Consider the following 16,303-nt stretch of genomic DNA (forward strand, 5'->3'; position numbering starts at 1 on the left):
GTTGCCCCATTCCCGCTTTCTTCGAGATACCCCATGAGTGAGCCCACGCCGTACATTTTCGATGTCACCACCGCCACCTTCGATCAGGCTGTCATCGAAAACTCGTTCCACAAACCCGTGCTGGTGGATTTCTGGGCCGAATGGTGCGCGCCATGCAAGGCGCTGATGCCGTTGCTGGCGCAGATTGCCGAGAGTTATCAGGGCGAGCTGCTGCTGGCCAAGGTCGATTGCGAAGCCGAGCAGGATATCGTTGCGCGCTTTGGCATTCGCAGCCTGCCGACCGTGGTGCTGTTCAAGGACGGTCAGCCGGTGGATGGGTTTGCCGGGGCCAAGCCGGAGTCTGAGATTCGCGCGTTGCTGGAGCCCCATGTGCAACTGCCGCCACCGGCCGATGAGGACCCGCTGGAGCAGGCCCAGGCGCTGTTTGCCGAGGGCCGAATCAGTGAGGCCGAGGCTGTGCTGGTGACCTTGCTGGGTGAAGACAACACCAACGCCGCGGCGTTGATCCTCTACGCCCGCTGCCTGGCCGAGCGTGGCGAACTGGGCGAAGCGCAGACCGTACTCGACGCGGTCAAGAGCGACGCACACAAGGCGGCCCTCGCCGGTGCCAAGGCGCAGATCACCTTCCTGCGCCAGGCTGCTGACCTGCCTGATACCGCCGACCTCAAGGCCCGTCTGGCGCAAAACCCGCAGGACGATGAAGCCGCGTATCAACTGGCCGTGCAGCAATTGGCCCGCCAGCAATACGACGCGGCGCTGGAAGGCCTGCTGAAGCTGTTTATCCGCAACCGCAGCTACAACGAAGGCCTGCCACACAAGACGCTGCTGCAAGTGTTCGAGTTGCTGGGCAACGACCACCCGCTGGTCACGGTGTATCGCCGCAAGTTGTTCGCCGCGCTGTACTAATCAGCGATCCAACTGTATTGCGGCGTATCCCCGCCGCTGGCCACCTTCACCTTGGCGCTATGGCGCAGGCGTACCAACAGGCGCTTGCCCGCCTGGGCGTTGCCGGCCAGGCCTTCGAGGCGGTCCGACAGCTCCAGCCCGCTGAGTTGCCCGGCCTCACGCAGCAGGTCCTGGGCGGCCTGCCACAGGTTTGCGTCCTGATTGAGCGGCGCGGGGGTGACAGGCGCCTCGCCCGTCACCGGCGTGGTCGCCTGCAGGTGTACGCCCAGCCGTGCCCAATCGCTCTCGTCCAACTCCAGAGTCAAGTCCACGGGCAGCTCGCCGATGGTTCCACGAATTCGCATCATTGCTCGTCCTCCAAGACTTTTCTGACGAGCATGCTCCCATGCGTCTTGCGCTGCGCCAAGCAGACGGTCAAACTCTCACGGCTTTTGTTATAAGATCACATAACAAAGTATTCATTCACGCCCGGGAGTTTTTCTATGCGCCGCCTGTTGCTCGCTTTGCCGTTTGCCCTGTTGCCCCTGGCTGCCCTGGCGGCTGACGAACACGACCACGATCATGACCATGAACACGGCAGCCTTGGCGCCCATGAGCATGGCGTTGCCCGCCTTAACGCGGTGCTCGATGGCAAGGCCTTGGAACTGGAGCTGGAAAGCCCGGCGATGAACCTGGTGGGTTTCGAGCACTTGGCCACCACCGATGCAGACAAAGCCAAGGTCGCCGCCGCCCGTAAACAGTTGGAACAGCCCTTGGCGCTGTTCAGCCTGCCAAAAGCCGCCGGTTGTGTGGTCAGCAGCCAAGAGCTCGAAAGCCCGCTGTTCGGCGACAAGCCAGAAGACGATCATGACCACGCCACCGATGGCAAAGGCGCCGCTGCCCATGACCATGACCACAGTGAAATCCACGCCCACTACCAGTTCACCTGCACCAGCCCTGCCGCGCTGAAAAACCTCGACCTGGCGAACCTCTTCAAGACCTTCCCCGCCACCCAGAAAATTCAGGTACAACTGATCGGCCCAAGCGGCCAGCAGGGTGTTGAAACGACGGCCAAGACTGCCACCCTGAAATTCTGACTCCACACGCTCAACTGTAGGAGCTGGCTTGCCTGCGATGGCATCGGCGCGGTGTCGCAGATACACCGCGTAGTCTGCATCGCAGGCAAGCCAGCTCCTACAGGTGACCGCGCTCTGCAGGTGATACTGAGTTCCCATGACCCAAGCACTGATCGAACTGTCCGACCTGGGCTTTAACTGGCCCGGGCACCCCCAGTTGCTGGATATCCCGGTGTTTCGCCTGGAGCCTGGGGAAACCCTGTTTCTCAAGGGCCCCAGCGGTAGCGGCAAGACCACCCTGCTAGGCCTGTTGGGCGGCGTGCAGAAACCCACGCGTGGCAGCATTCGCTTGCTCGGCCAGGAGCTGACCGAGCTGTCGGCCGGCGCCCGTGATCGGTTTCGGGTCGACCACACCGGCTACATCTTCCAGCAGTTCAACCTGCTGCCGTTTCTCTCGGTACGCGAGAACGTTGAACTGCCTTGCCATTTCTCCAAGCTGCGCGCGCAACGCGCGACCCAGCGGCATGGCAGCATCGATCAAGCCGCCGCGACCTTGCTCGCGCACCTGGGCCTCAAGGATGAGGGCTTGCTGGAACGCCGCGCCGACTCGCTGTCCATCGGCCAGCAGCAACGGGTCGCCGCCGCCCGCGCACTGATCGGCCAACCGGAACTGGTGATCGCCGACGAGCCGACCTCGGCCCTGGACCACGATGCACGGGAAGCCTTCCTTCAATTGTTGTTCGCCGAATGCCGCGAGGCGGGCGCCAGCCTGTTGTTCGTCAGCCATGACCAGAGCCTGGCTTCGCTGTTCGACCGCAACCTGTCGTTGGCCGAACTCAATCGCGCCGCCACGCCGCTCGAGGTTTGAGATGTATTTGTTCCGTCTAGCCATGGCCAGCCTGGCAAACCGCCGCTTTACCGCGATCCTCACCGCCTTCGCCATCGCCCTGTCGGTGTGCCTGCTATTGGCGGTCGAACGTGTGCGTACCGAGGCGCGCGCCAGCTTTGCCAGCACCATCAGCGGCACCGACCTGATCGTCGGCGCCCGCTCCGGCTCGGTCAACCTGCTGCTGTACTCGGTATTTCGCATCGGCAACGCCACCAACAACATCCGCTGGGACAGCTTCGAACACTTCGCCGCCAACCCGCAGGTGAAATGGGCGATCCCCATGTCCCTGGGCGACTCCCATCGCGGTTACCGAGTGATGGGCACTACCGACGCCTACTTCGAGCACTACCAATACGGGCGCAGGCAGAACCTGCAACTGGCCAGCGGCCGCGCCTTTGCCACTGACCCTTTTGAAGTGGTGCTCGGCGCCGAAGTAGCTGACGCGCTGCATTACAAACTCGGTGACAAGCTGGTGCTCGCCCACGGCGTGGCGGTGGTCAGCCTGGTCAAACACGATGACAAACCCTTCACCGTGGTTGGCATTCTGCAACGCACCGGCACCCCGGTGGACCGCACGCTGCATATCAGCCTGGGCGGCATGGAAGCGATCCATATCGACTGGCACAACGGCGTGCCGGCCCAGGGCAAGGGCCGGATCAGTGCCGACCAGGCGCGCAATATGGACCTCACGCCACAAGCCATCACCGCGTTTATGCTGGGCTTGAACAACAAGATTTCGACCTTCGCCCTGCAACGCCAGATCAACGAGTTCCGTGGCGAGCCGATGCTGGCGATCCTGCCGGGCGTGGCCTTGCAAGAGCTGTGGAGCATGATGGGCACTGCGGAAAAGGCGTTGTTCGTGATCTCGCTGTTTGTGGTGCTGACCGGGTTGATCGGCATGCTCACGGCGATCCTCACCAGCCTCAATGAGCGGCGCCGCGAAATGGCGATCCTGCGTTCCGTGGGGGCGCGGCCCTGGCATATTGCGAGCCTGCTGATTTTCGAGGCCTTCGCCCTGGCCCTGGCCGGAGTGGTAGCGGGGGTTGGCCTGCTGTATGTGTGTATTGCGGCGTCCCGTGGCTATTTGCAGGCCAATTACGGGCTGGACCTGCCGCTGGCGCTGCCCAGCCCGTATGAATGGACGCTGCTCGCCGGTATTCTGGGCGCCGCCCTGCTGATGGGCAGCGTGCCGGCCTGGCGCGCCTATCGCCAATCCTTGGCCGATGGCCTGTCGATCCGTTTATGAGGAAGGCTTTGATGCGTCATGCCCTGCTTGCGCTGTTGTTGATGATCGCCCTGCCCGCCTGGGCCGCCGAGCCTCGGGATTTGTCGTGGCAGGAAATGATTCCACCGGACGCTCCGGTGGAGGTGCCGAATATGACGCCGCTGCACGACCTGTCGAACATGGCCGACGCCCTGTCAGCAGAGGCCGCACCAGCGGCCAAGCAGGATTTGCCCAACGCGCCGGTGGTCGCAACCCTCAACGACCAGCACATCCGCCTGCCGGGCTATATCGTGCCGTTGGAGGTCAGCGAAGAAGGCCGCACCACTGAGTTCCTGCTGGTACCGTACTTCGGCGCCTGCATCCATGTGCCGCCGCCGCCGTCGAACCAGATTGTGCATGTACGCAGTGAGATCGGCGTGAAGCTGGAGGAGTTGTACCAGCCGTACTGGATCGAGGGGCAGATGCAGGTAAAACCGTCTACCAGCGAACTGGCGGATGCGGGCTATCAGATGGAAGCCGAGAAGATCTACGTCTACGAGTTGCCCGAATAGCACCCTCAATCAAATATGGGAGCAGGCTTATCGGATCACGGTTTCATTGAGCTGAGTCAAAGGCTCACGCGTAACGATCTTTACCATTGGACACAGCCAACTAAAAACGTCCTTTGGAGCCACCCATGCATAAGTCACTGCTCAGCGCTTCCCTCTTCGCGCTTGCACTCGCCGCCCCTCTCGCCCACGCTCACGAAGCTGGCGACATCCTCGTTCGCGCCGGTGCCATCACCGTTAACCCGAAGGCCGATAGCGGCAGCGTCAAGGTTGACCAGGGCCCATTGGCCGGCACCAACCTGGGTGGCAAGGCGACCATGAGCAGCGACACGCAGCTGGGCCTCAACTTCGCCTACATGCTGACCAACCACGTCGGTATCGAACTGCTGGCCGCCACGCCGTTCGAGCATGATGTGAAGATCAAGAACACCGCCCTCGGCGCCGCCAACGGCAAGCTCGGTACCCTCAAGCACCTGCCGCCTACCCTGAGCGTCGTGTACTACCCGCTGGACAGCAAATCGGCGTTCCAGCCTTACGTCGGTGCCGGTATCAACTACACCTGGATCTACGACGAACACGTTGGTAGCCGCGCCCAGGGCGAAGGCTTCAGCAACTTCAAGGCCGAGAACTCCTGGGGCTGGGCCGCGCAGATCGGCGCGGACTACATGATCAATGACAAGTGGATGATCAACGGCCAGGTGCGCTACATCGACATCAGCACCAAAGCCACCGTCGACAACAACGCCCTGGCGGCGGGCACTCGTGCCAAGGTCAATGTGGACGTGGATCCGATGGTCTACATGGTCGGTATCGGCTACAAGTTCTAAGCCCGGCTTAACAAACGCTACACAACAATGTGGGAGCCCGGCTTGTGTAGGAGCTGGCTTGCCTGCGATGCATCGCCTCGGTGTCTTTGAAAGACCGAGGTGTGTGCATCGCAGGCAAGCCAGTTCCGGCACAGGACGGGCTCCCACATTTTTTTGTGTTCAGTCAGCTAGTTATGCCGGTAGAAGCGATCGAGTAGCGCCGGCAGGCCCGCGCGCCACGCCCGGGGCTTGATGCCAAACGTGTGCAGGATCTTCTTGCAGGCCAGCACCGCATGTTGCGGTTCGTCGGCGGCGTCTGGCCGGGCGGCGTGGGCTTGGGCGGTTGGCGCTTCGACCGCCAGCGCATGGAAATTGCGCGCTTCGGTGAGGATCGCCTGGCCAAGGGCCACAGGGGTGGTCGCCTCTTGCCCCGCGTAATGGTAGGTGCCCCACAACGGCGCCGCACAATCGAGTTGCTTGAGCACCGAGATAATCACCCGTGCCGCATCGTCCACCGGCGTCGGGTTGCCCCGTCGATCATCGGCCAGCAACAACTCCTCGGACTTCTCGGCACGCGCCAGGAAGCGCCCAAGCGCACCGTCGACACTGTCATCGAGCAACCAGCCAAAGCGCAGCAGCACATGTTGCGGGCAGGTAGCACGCACACTCTGCTCAATGCGCCATAGCGCCTGGCCGCGCAGGCCCAGGGGCACCGGCTCGTCTTTTTCGCTGTAGGCCGTGGCGCGCGAGCCATCGAACACCCGGTAGCTGGACGGTTGCAGCAGCGTGATGTTGTGGTGTTGGCACAGCTGCGCCAGGCGCTCGACGGCAGATTCCTGCCCGGCCAGACGGGCCTCGTTCACGCTCTCGGCCTGGAACCAGTCGAAATAGTAGGCGAGGTTGATCAAGGCATCGGGACGGGTGTCGTCGAGCAATTGGGTAAGACTGGCGGCATCCCAGCCGTCTTGGGGCGGGCGCGGGGCGAGGAAACCGATATCTTCCTCCGCACCGAGGCGAATCAGCGCCTGCCCGAGGGCATTCCCGCCGCCCAGTAACATAAGGCGCATTCGCATAAATTGAGCAGGCCCGGTCTGTTTGGAACGATGGCTATTGTCGACAGGCGTTGATGCCGTGCCGTTGGTATTTGCCAGAATCGTTGCATTTTGCGGGTTTGTAGCGCAACCGTCACTTACTAAGTGGCGTTAGGACAACGCGCCGTTTGTAGGATCGTCGAAACTTTCGCGCGAGCACCACAGTCAGCCATTAACGAACGGAGGCCACTGCCCCGCCAACCCACGGGAGCCACCATGGCTGTGATTCCAGAATGGGTGCCTGTCACGCCCACTGCTGCCATCACCCGCTTCAAGGTGCTGACAGTCAATACCCACAAGGGCTTCACTGCCCTCAATCGACGCTTCATCCTGCCGGAATTGCGCGAAGCGGTGCGGGGTGTCGCAGCGGATGTGGTGTTCTTGCAGGAGGTGCATGGCACCCATGAGCACCACCCCCGGCGCTACAGCAACTGGCCGAGCATGCCGCAGTATGAGTTTCTCGCCGACAGTATCTGGCCGCAGTTCGCCTACGGGCGCAACGCGGTGTATCCCCATGGCGACCACGGCAACGCGTTGCTGTCGAAATTCCAGATCATTCGCTATGACAACCTCGATATCTCCCAGAGCGGCCACGAAAGCCGCGGGCTGCTGCATTGCGTGCTACGCCTGCCCGGCAGCGGCCAGGAGGTGCACGCCATTTGCGTGCACCTGGGGCTGCGCGAGGTGCATCGCCAACAACAGCTCAAATTGCTGGCCCAGCGGGTGGCCGAGATCCCCGGCGACGCGCCGCTGATCGTCGCCGGTGACTTCAATGACTGGCGCCAGCAGGCCGACCTGAGCCACAGCGGCCTGCAGGAAGTGTTTGTGCAGGCCCATGGCAAACCGGCGCGTACGTTTCCGGCGCGCCTGCCCTTGCTGCCGCTGGACCGCATTTACGTGCGCAACCTCAAGGTCCATCACGCGCAAGTGCTGACGGCCCGTCCCTGGTCGCACTTGTCCGATCACGCACCACTGTCGGTGGAGATTGAGTTATGAACGGCGCCGTAGAACACATCGCCACCGATCAGCCACCCGATGACGCCAGGGCCAGGGACCCGGACTACGGCTGGCAACCCGGCAACCAGGTGCAACTGCTGGAAAACGGCGAGGCGTACTTCCCCAAAGTCTTCGAGGCTTTGCGCCAGGCTCGCCAGGAAATCCTCCTGGAGACATTCATTCTGTTCGAAGACAAGGTCGGCCATGAACTGCACCGGATTCTGATCGAGGCCGCCCAGCGTGGGGTGAAGGTAGTGGTCAGTCTTGATGGCTTTGGCTGCGGCGAACTGAGCCCCGGGTTTCTCGGCGAGTTGTCCCAGGCCGGGGTCACGGTTCAGATGTTCGACCCGGCGCCCAAGACCCTGGGGTTTCGCACCAACTGGTTTCGCCGCCTGCACCGCAAGATCGTGGTCGTGGACGCTGAGGTGGGGTTTATCGGCGGGATCAATTTTTCTGCAGACCATCTGGCGGACTTCGGCCCCGAGGCCAAGCAGGATTATGCGGTGCAGGTGATCGGGCCGGCCGTGGCGGACCTGCATCACTTTGCCCTGGCGCAAAGTGGCCGCCCGGTGCGCACGCGGCGCGGTTGGCGACGGCGCCAGCAACCGTCCTGGGCGGCCGACGACGGTGAAGGCCTGGTACGCCTGATCTACCGCGACAATCTGCAACACCGCAGCGATATCGAAGAGGCCTACCTGCATGCCCTGCGCCACGCCCGCCAGCGCGTGGTGATCGCCAACGCTTACTTCTTTCCCGGTTACCGCCTGCTGCGGGAACTGCGCAATGCCGCCCGGCGCGGTGTGCAGGTGCAGTTGATCATGCAGGGCCAGCCCGATGTGCTGCTGGCCAAGCTGGCGGCGCGCATGCTCTACGACTATCTGCTCAAGGAAGGCGTGGTGATCCACGAGTATTGCCAGCGCCCCCTGCACGGCAAGGTGGCCCTGGTGGATGAGGCGTGGAGCACCGTGGGCTCGAGCAACCTCGACCCGTTGAGCCTGTCACTGAACCTGGAGGCCAACGTGCTGATTCGTGACCGGGAGTTCAATCAACACTTGTTCGAGCGCCTGGAAGACCTGAGCCGCAACCACTGCAAGACCATGCCGGAAAACCGCACCCCGCGCGGCTGGTTGTGGCGGGTGACCGTGGGGTTTGTGGTGTTCCATGTACTGCGGCATTTCCCGGCCTGGACCGGCTGGCTGCCCGCACACAAACCGCGCTTGAAACCCTTCGTGCATGCCGGGAGCCAGGACCATGAGCCAAGCCCACACAGCTGATGCGCGCGCCCATGCGTTCAAACGCTGGAAGAAGCCGCTGACCGTCGCCTTCTTCCTGTTGCTGATCGTGCTCTTTACCCTGCTCGCGCGGCGTATCGACTGGAGCGAAGTATTTGCCACCCTCAGCGACTTCAAGCTACGCACCTTGTGGATCGCGGCCGGGCTGACGCTGTGCAGTTTCCTGGTGTATGCGTGCTTTGACCTGATCGGGCGGACCTACATCCGCCAGCCCTTGCGCTGGAAGCAGATCCTGCCGGTGGGCATCATCAGTTACGCGTTCAACCTCAACCTCAGCGCCTGGGTCGGCGGGATTGCCATGCGCTACCGGCTGTATTCGCGGCTGGGGGTCAGCAACGCCAATATCGCGAAAATCCTTGGCTTGAGCCTGGCCACCAATTGGTTTGGCTATATGGCCCTGGCCGGGGCGGTGTTCAGCAGCGGCCTGGTGACGATGCCGCCGGGCTGGAAACTCAGTAGCGGCGCCCTGCAAGGTGTTGGCGTATTGCTGGTATTGGCGAGCCTCGGCTATCTGGCTGCCTGTCAGTTCTCCAGGAAACGCGCCTGGTCGATTCGCGGGATCGAGATCAATCTGCCGTCGCTGCGCATGGCATGCCTGCAACTGGCCCTCGGTGCGTTGAACTGGTCGCTGATGGCGGCGGTGATCTTTACCTTGCTGCCGGCCAAGCTCGACTACCCGCTGGTGCTGGGGGTGTTGCTGATCAGCGCGATTGCCGGTGTGGTGACGCATATTCCGGCCGGCCTGGGCGTGTTGGAGGCGGTGTTTATCGCCCTGCTGCAACATGAAGCCTCACGGGGCAGCCTGCTCGCCGGGTTGATTGCCTACCGGGCGATCTATTTTATCTTGCCGTTGCTGATCGCCCTGGTGATGTACCTCGCCGTAGAGGCGAAGGCCAAGGCTTTGCGGGTGAAGAAAACACCCGCGTAAACCCGTCATTGGGATTGAATGATGCTCAACCGCTCGCCCACCACCATCTCGGTGATCCAGTCCACCAGGATCGAGGTGTAGGCCTGCTGGGACACCGGGTCGCTCAATGAGTGGTCGCCACCGTCGATGATCCGATGCGTCAGCGAATGGGTCTGCTGGCAGGCAGCGCGGTAGCTCATGATGGTGGCATGGGGCACGTGGTCGTCGGTTTCCGACTCGACGATCAACACATCCCCGGTAAAGGCAGCACAGGCGTGCAGTGCGCGATTGGTTTCGGCGTGCACCAGCGTGCTGCGGTAATCCATCAAGTCGGCTTTATCCAGGTCGCGCTTGGGGGTGTGCCATTGCTGGTCGCGGTACAGCGCCGGCACGCGCAGTGCCAGCCAGCGCACCGGGCGCAGGGAGGTGAGGATCGCTGCCAGGTAGCCCCCGTAACTGGTGCCCACCACCGCCACCGCCGAGGTGTCGATGGCCGGGTGCGCCAGCAGGCGATCATAGGCCGCGAGCAAGTCCCGCAGGTTGTCCTCCCGGGTGACCCGCGACAAGGGGATGCCATTGCCAGCATGCCCGCGCAGATCAAAGGTCAGGCACACGCAACCGAGGCCGGCGATGCCCTTGGCCCGCTCCAGGTCGCGCTCTTGGCTACCGCCCCAGCCGTGCACAAACAACACTCCGGGCACTTTTGACTTGGGACTGAGAAAGGTCCCGCTCATCTGTTCATCGTCGATATCAATGGTGATGGTTTCGCTTCTAGCCGTCATAGGGTTGGACCGTTACGTACTTGAGAAGAAAGTCGCTGTTTTCTGCCGGGCCGCGATAGATCTCGATGGCATTGGCGGGCAATGGCTGGTCGATATAGGTCTCCACGGACGATACGCGAATCGCACGCAGGCCGGGATCGTTGATAAAGCTCTGCAACGCCGCGACCTCCGCGCTGCTGGCGCCGCCCATGCGCCAGGACTGCTCCAGCACACCACTGCGCTGCGTACCTTGGCTGTCCAGGCCCTGGGCAATGTCGTAATTGCGCCGCGAGGCATAAAAACCAGGATAGGCCTCATCGGCGGCGTTATCGAAGACTTGTGCCTGCTCAATGGCCAGGCGCACATCCTCGCCAAGCGACAGGGTCAGCAGCTCTTCGTAGTACCCCGGCACCACCAGCAGGTTGGAGCCACCGTAGACGGCTTCGCCCTGCCCGTCCTGGGTCAGGTATTGCTCGCCGCAGTAACTGAACACCCGCCCGCCGATAAAGCTTTGGCCGACGCTGTGAGTCACCACATCTACCAGGTCTTGTTCCAGCACCACACCTTGGGCGAACAGGTCTGCCACATCGGCGCGGGCCAGGATTGCGTCGAATTGCTTGAGGCTGTCGACCACCTCTTGGCCCCGACCAGCGCAGGCATGCACCGGCTTCAGGCGAATCGGCCCGAGCTCCAGCAACTGCATGGCGGCCGCGCGAGCATCTTGCACGGCAAACACGCTCAGGCCGTCGAGCACCACGGCGCGTACCCGCTCGGCAAACAGCGGCGACCAACCCTCGGGCGCCACCGCGTCAGGGCCATGCAGGCCGTGGGTAATGGCTTTGGTGCAGATGAAGTCATGGTCAACGTAACCGCCCCACAAGTCCTCCGGGCCCTTTACGCCCAGGCTCAATGCCTGGGCCGGGCCGACCAGTGTCTGGGTGGGCAGCAGGTACAGGTCCGCCTGGGCGTGCAGGTCGACGCTGTAGCTACCGCCGTAGTCGAGCCCGAGGATTTGCGCCAGCCAGCGAGCGAGGGCGCGGTTGGTTTCCACTTCGTGAAGGGGCGCGTCGGGCCGGATCGAGTGGGCCACCACGATTTTTTTACGGTTGGTCGGGGTCATGCGTCCCCCTTGGGCGAGGCTTGCAGGTGTGTAGCACGAGGGTTGCAGGGTTCAGGCCAAGCTACGCTCGGGGCAAAAGGTTGGCAGATCAAGCGGTTAGCGGGAAGGAGATGGCATTTGGCCTGCCTCATTCTGCACGAAGCGTGATCAAGGGTCCGGCGTTCTGCACGATGCAGGGCCTGGCAGCGAGCAAAAATGTGGGAGCGGGGTGTCCGGTCGTCAGGCGGGGGCTTTTACTCCGAATCGGTTGCGGTAATCGCTGGGCGCAAGGCCGGTGATTTTTTTGAAGATTGCGCGAAAGGCGCTGGGGTCTTGATAACCCACGGTCCAGGCGATGTGGTCAATGGTGGTATTGGTAAATTCAAGCATCTGCCGCGCTTTGCCGACCCGCAGGTGCTGGCAGTATTCGGTGGGTTTGAGGCCGGTGGCAGTGCGAAAACGGCGCAGGAAAGTGCGTTCTTCCAGGCCGGCTGCCTGCGCCATTGCCGCAAGCGAAACATCCACCGCCCCGCTGGCCTGCAAGGCGTGCTGGACCTTGAGGATCGCCCCATCACCATGGCTCAGGATCGGTGCAAAATTGCTGCCGCACTGGCTGGCGCTGTCACTGTGTTCAATCACCAGAAAACGCGCGGTGCCGGCCGCGATGCTCGGGCCCATGAGGCGGTCGACCAGGCGCAGGCCCAGTTCGGACCAGGCCATCAGCCCGGCGGTGGTAATCAGGTCGCCATCATCGACGATAGGTTTGTCGGCCTCCAAGCGCACCGCGGGAAAACGCCTGGCAAAGGTGCTGGCCGAAGACCAGTGGGTGGTGGCGCTGCGCCCATCGAGCAAGCCGCTGCGCGCCAGCATGATCGAACCGATGCACACGCCTCCCAGCACCGTGCCGGCTGCATGTTGCTCGCGCAGCCACTGCAACAGCCGGGGCGGTGCCTGTTCTTCGCAGAATTCACCAATCGAGGGCGGTACCAGCACCGCCATCAAAGGTTGTTCGGGCCCAGGCAAGCTGTCGAAAGCCCGAACAGGAGTACCATCGCTATCAACCTGCCAATGGCTGATACGCAACACGGGCAACTGCTCGGCCTGATGCTCGGCGGCGATGCGGTTGGCGACCCCAAACAGGTCGGTCAAACCGTGTACAGCAGCCATCTGCGCACCGCTGTAAATCAGCACGCCAAGCTCGACGATCGAGCGTTCCAGAGCCATTGTCAGTTTTCCCCCTGTTATTGTCGGTGCAGCCAATCCCTGAGCCTCGCGCCAGCCACGATACTGGACGCATCAACCCATCACGAGAAAATACTCATGGCCAAGCAAGCACTTATCCTAATTGATATCCAGAACGACTACTTCCCCCAGGGCAAATGGCCACTGGTTGGTGTCGAGGCTGCCGCAGACAAGGCACAACAGCTGCTCCAGGCGTTCCGCCAGGCAGGTGATGCGGTGATCCATGTGCGCCATGAGTTCACCGCCGACGACGCCCCCTTCTTCACGCCTGGCTCCGAAGGCGCGCACTTGCATCCCAAGGTGCTGAACGAGAATGACGAACCGGTGGTGCTCAAGCATTTTGTAAATGCGTTTCGCCAAACCAACCTGCGCGAGGTGCTGGAACAGCGCAGCATCACCGACCTGGTGGTGGTGGGCAGCATGAGCCATATGTGCATCGACGCCGTGGTTCGGGCGGCGGCGGACTATGGCTACACCGTTACCGTGATCCACGATGCCTGTGCCACCCGTGACCTGGAATTCAATGGCAAGACTGTTGCGGCGGCCCAGGTGCATGAGGCCTACATGGCGTCACTGGCATTTGCCTATGCCAGCGTGGTTTCGGCGGACGAGTTCCTCAATGCCTGAAAGCTGACTGTCAGCGCGTGGCGATAATGAACAGGCGTGGAAACGGCAGCAACACTGTGCCATCGGCCAGGGCCGGGTAAGCCTCGCGGATGCGCGCCAGATAGGCGTCAAGGAAGGCGCCTTGCTCGGCCTCATCCAGCAACGCCAGGAATGGCCGCAGGCCCGTGCCCTTGAACCACTCCACCACCGCCTCATGGCCGCTGAGCGGGTGGTAATAAGTGGTGTGCCATACATCCACGACGCTGCAATGCTTGCTCAGCAATTCAAAGTAGTAACTCGCCGGGTGACGCGCTTCATGTTTGACCGCGCCAATCTTGCCCGCCCACGGCCCTTGCGCTGCCACTTCACGGGCCAGGCGATGGGCGGGCTCGTTGAGGTTGTCCGGGGTTTGCACCGCCAGCGTACCGCCCGGTGCCAGTTGCGCCACCAGGTGCGGGTAGAGGCTGGCGTGGTCGGGCACCCACTGCAGCGAGGCGTTGGCAAGGATCACATCGAACTGTTGCGCAGGCTGCCAGGCGCCGATATCGGCCAATTCAAAATGAAGTGCCGGCAGCCGCCCACGGGCGCTGACCAACATGTCCTGAGAACTGTCCAAACCAGTAATCGTCGCCTGGGGGAAACGTTCGGCCAACACCGCTGTGGAGTTGCCGGGGCCACAACCCAGGTCGACCGCAGTGCGCACTTTACCTGCAGGAATGGAGGCGACCAGGTCCCGGACGGGACGGGTACGCTGTTGTTCAAACATCGAATACTGCTGGGCAGACCAAGTCATCGGGGCTTCCTTCTTGGGTAAGACTACAGACTAGGTTTTGTGGCGCACGGGGACAAATACCAGAGCGCAGGACTTTTCCTACTCAAAAACAAGAAACCCCCGAGGCAAATGCCATCGGGGGTTCCGGGTGTTACTGGATAGTCCGGACCAAGGTGGCCTCAGAACGGGATATCGTCATCAAAGCTGTCAAAGTCAGCGGCCGGCTGCGGTGCCGCCTGCTGTGGCGCTGGACGCGACTCACGCTGTGGCTGCTGGCTTGGCTGCGGACGCGACTGCTGTGGACGCGGCGCCGAGTTGGACATACCGCCCTGGCCCTGTTGGTCGCCCTGTGGACGGCCGCCCAGCAGTTGCATGGTGCCTTGCATGTCGACCACGATTTCGGTGGTGTAACGCTTGATACCGTCTTTTTCCCACTCGCGGGTCTGCAGTTTGCCTTCGATGTAGACCTGCGAACCCTTGCGCAGGTATTCACCGGCGATCTCTGCAACCTTGCCGAACATCGATACACGGTGCCATTCGGTTTTCTCGACCTTCTGGCCGGTCTGCTTGTCGGTCCATTGTTCGCTGGTCGCCAGACTCAGGTTGGTCACGGCGTTACCGTTAGGCAAGTAGCGAACTTCGGGATCCTGGCCGCATGTACCGACCAATATGACTTTGTTAACCCCACGGGCCATAACGTTCTCCTAGGCTGGGCGCGCTGTCGGCACTGGGTTGACCAGTTGCTCGAGCGTCGCGCGATCCAATAGTTCGGTGTCCAATTTGATGTAAATGGCCGCCTCTTCAGCGACCACGACTGCATCTGTTACCCCTACGACGGCCTTCAGGCGCTCTACCAGACCGCTTTCACGGATCGCCTCGGGCGATAGCGGCAAACGCAGACTTGTGACGTAGGGAGGTTCGCGCATGGTAACAGCAAAGACCAGCCAAAGTGCAGCCAGCCCGGCGCATCCGAGGAACACAACCGACAAACCGCCATGCTGGAACATCCAGCCGCCCATGATGCCGCCCAGCGCCGAACCAAGGAACTGACTGGTGGAATACACCCCCATTGCCGTGCCTTTGCCGCCTGCCGGTGAAACTTTACTGATCAGCGAAGGCAGTGACGCCTCCAGCAGGTTGAACGCGGTGAAAAACACCACCGTGCCGATTACCAGTGCCCGTAGGCTGTCGCCGAACTGCCAGAAGAATAGTTCAGTGAGCATCAATGTCGCGACGGCGCCGAGCAAAACTCGTTTCATTTTGCGTTTCTTCTCGCCGTAGATGATGAACGGGATCATGGCGAAGAATGAAATCAACAAGGCGGTGAGGTAGACCCACCAGTGCTGCTCCTTGGGCAACCCGGCTTTTTCCACCAGGGCCAGGGGCAAGGCGACGAAGCTGCACATCAGCATCGCATGCAATACAAAGATACCTAAATCCAGGCGCAGCAGGTCGGGGTGCTTGAGCGTCGGCAGCAATGCTTGCTTTGCCACGCCCGATTCACGGTGCTGCAGCGGCCCGGTGGAGCGCGGCACCATAAAGGCCACGATCACGATCCCAACCAGCGCCATGCCGCCGGTGGCCAGGAACAGGCCGTGCAAGCCGAACGCGCGGGTCAGCAGCGGGCCAACCACCATCGCAACGGCAAACGAAAGACCGATGGTCATGCCAATCATGGCCATGGCCTTGGTGCGATGCTGCTCGCGGGTCAGATCTGACAGCAGCGCCATCACCGCCGCAGAAATCGCCCCGGCACCTTGCAGGATACGTCCGGCGATCACGCCCCAGATCGAATCGGCATTGGCTGCCAGCACGCTGCCCAGGGCGAACACGATCAGCCCCAGGTAGATCACCGGCCGGCGGCCAATGCGGTCGGAAATGATCCCGAACGGAATCTGGAAAATCGCCTGGGTCAGACCATAGGCACCAATCGCCAGGCCAATCAAGGCCGGGGTCGCGCCTGCGAGGTCCATGCCATAGGTCGCCAGTACCGGCAACACCATGAACATGCCCAGCATACGGAAGGCGAACACCAGGGCCAGACCGCTTGCCGCTCGGGTCTCGCCGCTACTCATGCGTTCGCTGTGGGGATCGTGCATGGAAAAACC

General features: G+C 62.1%; 18 protein-coding genes. 10 read left to right on the forward strand and 8 right to left on the reverse strand.

The window, feature by feature from the left end; genetic code table 11:
- Nucleotides 1-33 precede the first annotated feature (33 nt).
- A complete protein-coding gene (gene trxA / locus GDV60_RS24130) occupies nt 34-906 on the forward strand; it encodes a thioredoxin (RefSeq protein WP_029299428.1) in 873 nt (290 codons plus the stop codon).
- Here the strand turns inward: trxA and GDV60_RS24135 are convergent.
- Nucleotides 903-1,253 carry a hypothetical protein gene (locus GDV60_RS24135; RefSeq protein ID WP_029299425.1) on the reverse strand — a complete coding sequence of 117 codons (351 nt, stop codon included), beginning with the start codon at nt 1,251-1,253 and terminating at the stop codon, nt 903-905. The genes trxA and GDV60_RS24135 overlap by 4 nt on opposite strands.
- A 135-nt stretch (nt 1,254-1,388) precedes the next feature.
- On the opposite strand from GDV60_RS24135, the gene GDV60_RS24140 reads away from it, so the two are divergent.
- The 5 genes from GDV60_RS24140 to GDV60_RS24160 all read left to right on the forward strand — a co-directional run bounded on the left by GDV60_RS24140 (nt 1,389) and on the right by GDV60_RS24160 (nt 5,450).
- Nucleotides 1,389-1,982, forward strand: coding sequence for a DUF2796 domain-containing protein (locus tag GDV60_RS24140; protein WP_159908962.1), 594 nt, complete (start codon nt 1,389-1,391; stop codon nt 1,980-1,982).
- A 136-nt stretch (nt 1,983-2,118) separates the two neighbouring features.
- Nucleotides 2,119-2,829: an ABC transporter ATP-binding protein gene (locus tag GDV60_RS24145; protein ID WP_092230762.1), complete on the forward strand. Its 711-nt coding sequence runs from the start codon at nt 2,119-2,121 to the stop codon at nt 2,827-2,829.
- Between the two features lies 1 nt (nt 2,830).
- A complete protein-coding gene (locus GDV60_RS24150) occupies nt 2,831-4,096 on the forward strand; it encodes an ABC transporter permease (protein WP_029299419.1) in 1,266 nt (421 codons plus the stop codon).
- An 11-nt stretch (nt 4,097-4,107) separates the two neighbouring features.
- Nucleotides 4,108-4,626: a DUF3299 domain-containing protein gene (locus tag GDV60_RS24155; RefSeq protein ID WP_159908964.1), complete on the forward strand. Its 519-nt coding sequence runs from the start codon at nt 4,108-4,110 to the stop codon at nt 4,624-4,626.
- 125 nt (nt 4,627-4,751) lie between these two features.
- A complete protein-coding gene (locus tag GDV60_RS24160; RefSeq protein WP_029299417.1) occupies nt 4,752-5,450 on the forward strand; it encodes an OmpW family protein in 699 nt (232 codons plus the stop codon).
- Between the two features lie 167 nt (nt 5,451-5,617).
- Here the strand turns inward: GDV60_RS24160 and GDV60_RS24165 are convergent, their stop codons facing one another.
- Nucleotides 5,618-6,502 carry a sugar nucleotide-binding protein gene (locus GDV60_RS24165; protein WP_032867470.1) on the reverse strand — a complete coding sequence of 295 codons (885 nt, stop codon included), beginning with the start codon at nt 6,500-6,502 and terminating at the stop codon, nt 5,618-5,620.
- 234 nt (nt 6,503-6,736) lie between these two features.
- On the opposite strand from GDV60_RS24165, the gene GDV60_RS24170 reads away from it, so the two are divergent.
- From GDV60_RS24170 to GDV60_RS24180, 3 genes are read left to right on the forward strand one after another with little or no spacing between them, the layout of a single operon-like run.
- Nucleotides 6,737-7,516, forward strand: coding sequence for an endonuclease/exonuclease/phosphatase family protein (locus GDV60_RS24170; RefSeq protein ID WP_159908966.1), 780 nt, complete (start codon nt 6,737-6,739; stop codon nt 7,514-7,516).
- Entirely contained in the window at nt 7,513-8,790 is a 1,278-nt protein-coding gene (clsB, locus tag GDV60_RS24175; protein ID WP_070995293.1) for a cardiolipin synthase ClsB, read from the forward strand. Before GDV60_RS24170 ends, clsB begins: the two co-directional genes overlap by 4 nt.
- Nucleotides 8,768-9,736 (forward strand): lysylphosphatidylglycerol synthase domain-containing protein, encoded by a 969-nt coding sequence (locus tag GDV60_RS24180; protein ID WP_092230771.1) that lies wholly within the window; start codon nt 8,768-8,770, stop codon nt 9,734-9,736. The genes clsB and GDV60_RS24180 overlap by 23 nt, the downstream gene beginning before the upstream one ends.
- Nucleotides 9,737-9,741: 5 nt before the next feature.
- On the opposite strand, the gene GDV60_RS24185 is transcribed toward GDV60_RS24180, so the two are convergent.
- The 3 genes from GDV60_RS24185 to GDV60_RS24195 all read right to left on the reverse strand — a co-directional run bounded on the left by GDV60_RS24185 (nt 9,742) and on the right by GDV60_RS24195 (nt 12,799).
- Complete coding sequence (locus tag GDV60_RS24185) at nt 9,742-10,497, reverse strand: S9 family peptidase (protein ID WP_029299412.1); 756 nt, start codon at nt 10,495-10,497, stop codon at nt 9,742-9,744.
- On the reverse strand, nt 10,487-11,596 hold the full coding sequence (locus tag GDV60_RS24190) for a DUF3182 family protein (protein ID WP_159908968.1): 1,110 nt from the start codon (nt 11,594-11,596) through the stop codon (nt 10,487-10,489). Before GDV60_RS24190 ends, GDV60_RS24185 begins: the two co-directional genes overlap by 11 nt.
- A 219-nt stretch (nt 11,597-11,815) precedes the next feature.
- Nucleotides 11,816-12,799, reverse strand: coding sequence for a GlxA family transcriptional regulator (locus GDV60_RS24195; RefSeq protein WP_092230779.1), 984 nt, complete (start codon nt 12,797-12,799; stop codon nt 11,816-11,818).
- 96 nt (nt 12,800-12,895) lie between these two features.
- Here GDV60_RS24195 and GDV60_RS24200 point away from each other — a divergent pair, with 96 nt between their 5' ends.
- Nucleotides 12,896-13,444, forward strand: a complete 549-nt coding sequence (locus tag GDV60_RS24200) for a cysteine hydrolase family protein (protein WP_159908970.1) — start codon at nt 12,896-12,898, stop codon at nt 13,442-13,444.
- A 10-nt stretch (nt 13,445-13,454) separates the two neighbouring features.
- Here the strand turns inward: GDV60_RS24200 and tam are convergent, their stop codons facing one another.
- From tam to GDV60_RS24215, 3 genes are all read right to left on the reverse strand, one after another.
- Complete coding sequence (gene tam, locus GDV60_RS24205) at nt 13,455-14,216, reverse strand: trans-aconitate 2-methyltransferase (RefSeq protein WP_159908972.1); 762 nt, start codon at nt 14,214-14,216, stop codon at nt 13,455-13,457.
- 158 nt (nt 14,217-14,374) lie between these two features.
- Nucleotides 14,375-14,890 carry a single-stranded DNA-binding protein gene (locus tag GDV60_RS24210; RefSeq protein ID WP_017849542.1) on the reverse strand — a complete coding sequence of 172 codons (516 nt, stop codon included), beginning with the start codon at nt 14,888-14,890 and terminating at the stop codon, nt 14,375-14,377.
- Between the two features lie 9 nt (nt 14,891-14,899).
- The gene (locus GDV60_RS24215; protein ID WP_029299405.1) at nt 14,900-16,294 is read right to left on the reverse strand and encodes an MFS transporter; all 1,395 of its coding nucleotides are present in this window, start codon (nt 16,292-16,294) and stop codon (nt 14,900-14,902) included.
- Between the last annotated feature and the right edge of the window lie 9 nt (nt 16,295-16,303).

The organism is Pseudomonas sp. DTU12.1 (genome assembly GCF_009873475.1).
GTDB lineage: Bacteria > Pseudomonadota > Gammaproteobacteria > Pseudomonadales > Pseudomonadaceae > Aquipseudomonas > Aquipseudomonas proteolytica.

Coding starts and splice junctions, on each gene's coding strand:
- GDV60_RS24145 (WP_092230762.1), top strand. CDS start 2,119: ATGACCCAAGCACTGATCGAACTGTCCGACCTGGGCTTTAACTGGCCC.
- GDV60_RS24190 (WP_159908968.1), bottom strand. CDS start 11,596: ATGACCCCGACCAACCGTAAAAAAATCGTGGTGGCCCACTCGATCCGG.
- GDV60_RS24215 (WP_029299405.1), bottom strand. CDS start 16,294: ATGCACGATCCCCACAGCGAACGCATGAGTAGCGGCGAGACCCGAGCG.
- GDV60_RS24200 (WP_159908970.1), top strand. CDS start 12,896: ATGGCCAAGCAAGCACTTATCCTAATTGATATCCAGAACGACTACTTC.
- GDV60_RS24140 (WP_159908962.1), top strand. CDS start 1,389: ATGCGCCGCCTGTTGCTCGCTTTGCCGTTTGCCCTGTTGCCCCTGGCT.
- trxA (WP_029299428.1), top strand. CDS start 34: ATGAGTGAGCCCACGCCGTACATTTTCGATGTCACCACCGCCACCTTC.
- GDV60_RS24155 (WP_159908964.1), top strand. CDS start 4,108: ATGCGTCATGCCCTGCTTGCGCTGTTGTTGATGATCGCCCTGCCCGCC.
- tam (WP_159908972.1), bottom strand. CDS start 14,216: ATGACTTGGTCTGCCCAGCAGTATTCGATGTTTGAACAACAGCGTACC.
- GDV60_RS24185 (WP_029299412.1), bottom strand. CDS start 10,497: ATGACGGCTAGAAGCGAAACCATCACCATTGATATCGACGATGAACAG.
- GDV60_RS24180 (WP_092230771.1), top strand. CDS start 8,768: ATGAGCCAAGCCCACACAGCTGATGCGCGCGCCCATGCGTTCAAACGC.
- clsB (WP_070995293.1), top strand. CDS start 7,513: ATGAACGGCGCCGTAGAACACATCGCCACCGATCAGCCACCCGATGAC.
- GDV60_RS24160 (WP_029299417.1), top strand. CDS start 4,752: ATGCATAAGTCACTGCTCAGCGCTTCCCTCTTCGCGCTTGCACTCGCC.
- GDV60_RS24150 (WP_029299419.1), top strand. CDS start 2,831: ATGTATTTGTTCCGTCTAGCCATGGCCAGCCTGGCAAACCGCCGCTTT.
- GDV60_RS24135 (WP_029299425.1), bottom strand. CDS start 1,253: ATGATGCGAATTCGTGGAACCATCGGCGAGCTGCCCGTGGACTTGACT.
- GDV60_RS24210 (WP_017849542.1), bottom strand. CDS start 14,890: ATGGCCCGTGGGGTTAACAAAGTCATATTGGTCGGTACATGCGGCCAG.
- GDV60_RS24195 (WP_092230779.1), bottom strand. CDS start 12,799: ATGGCTCTGGAACGCTCGATCGTCGAGCTTGGCGTGCTGATTTACAGC.
- GDV60_RS24170 (WP_159908966.1), top strand. CDS start 6,737: ATGGCTGTGATTCCAGAATGGGTGCCTGTCACGCCCACTGCTGCCATC.
- GDV60_RS24165 (WP_032867470.1), bottom strand. CDS start 6,502: ATGCGAATGCGCCTTATGTTACTGGGCGGCGGGAATGCCCTCGGGCAG.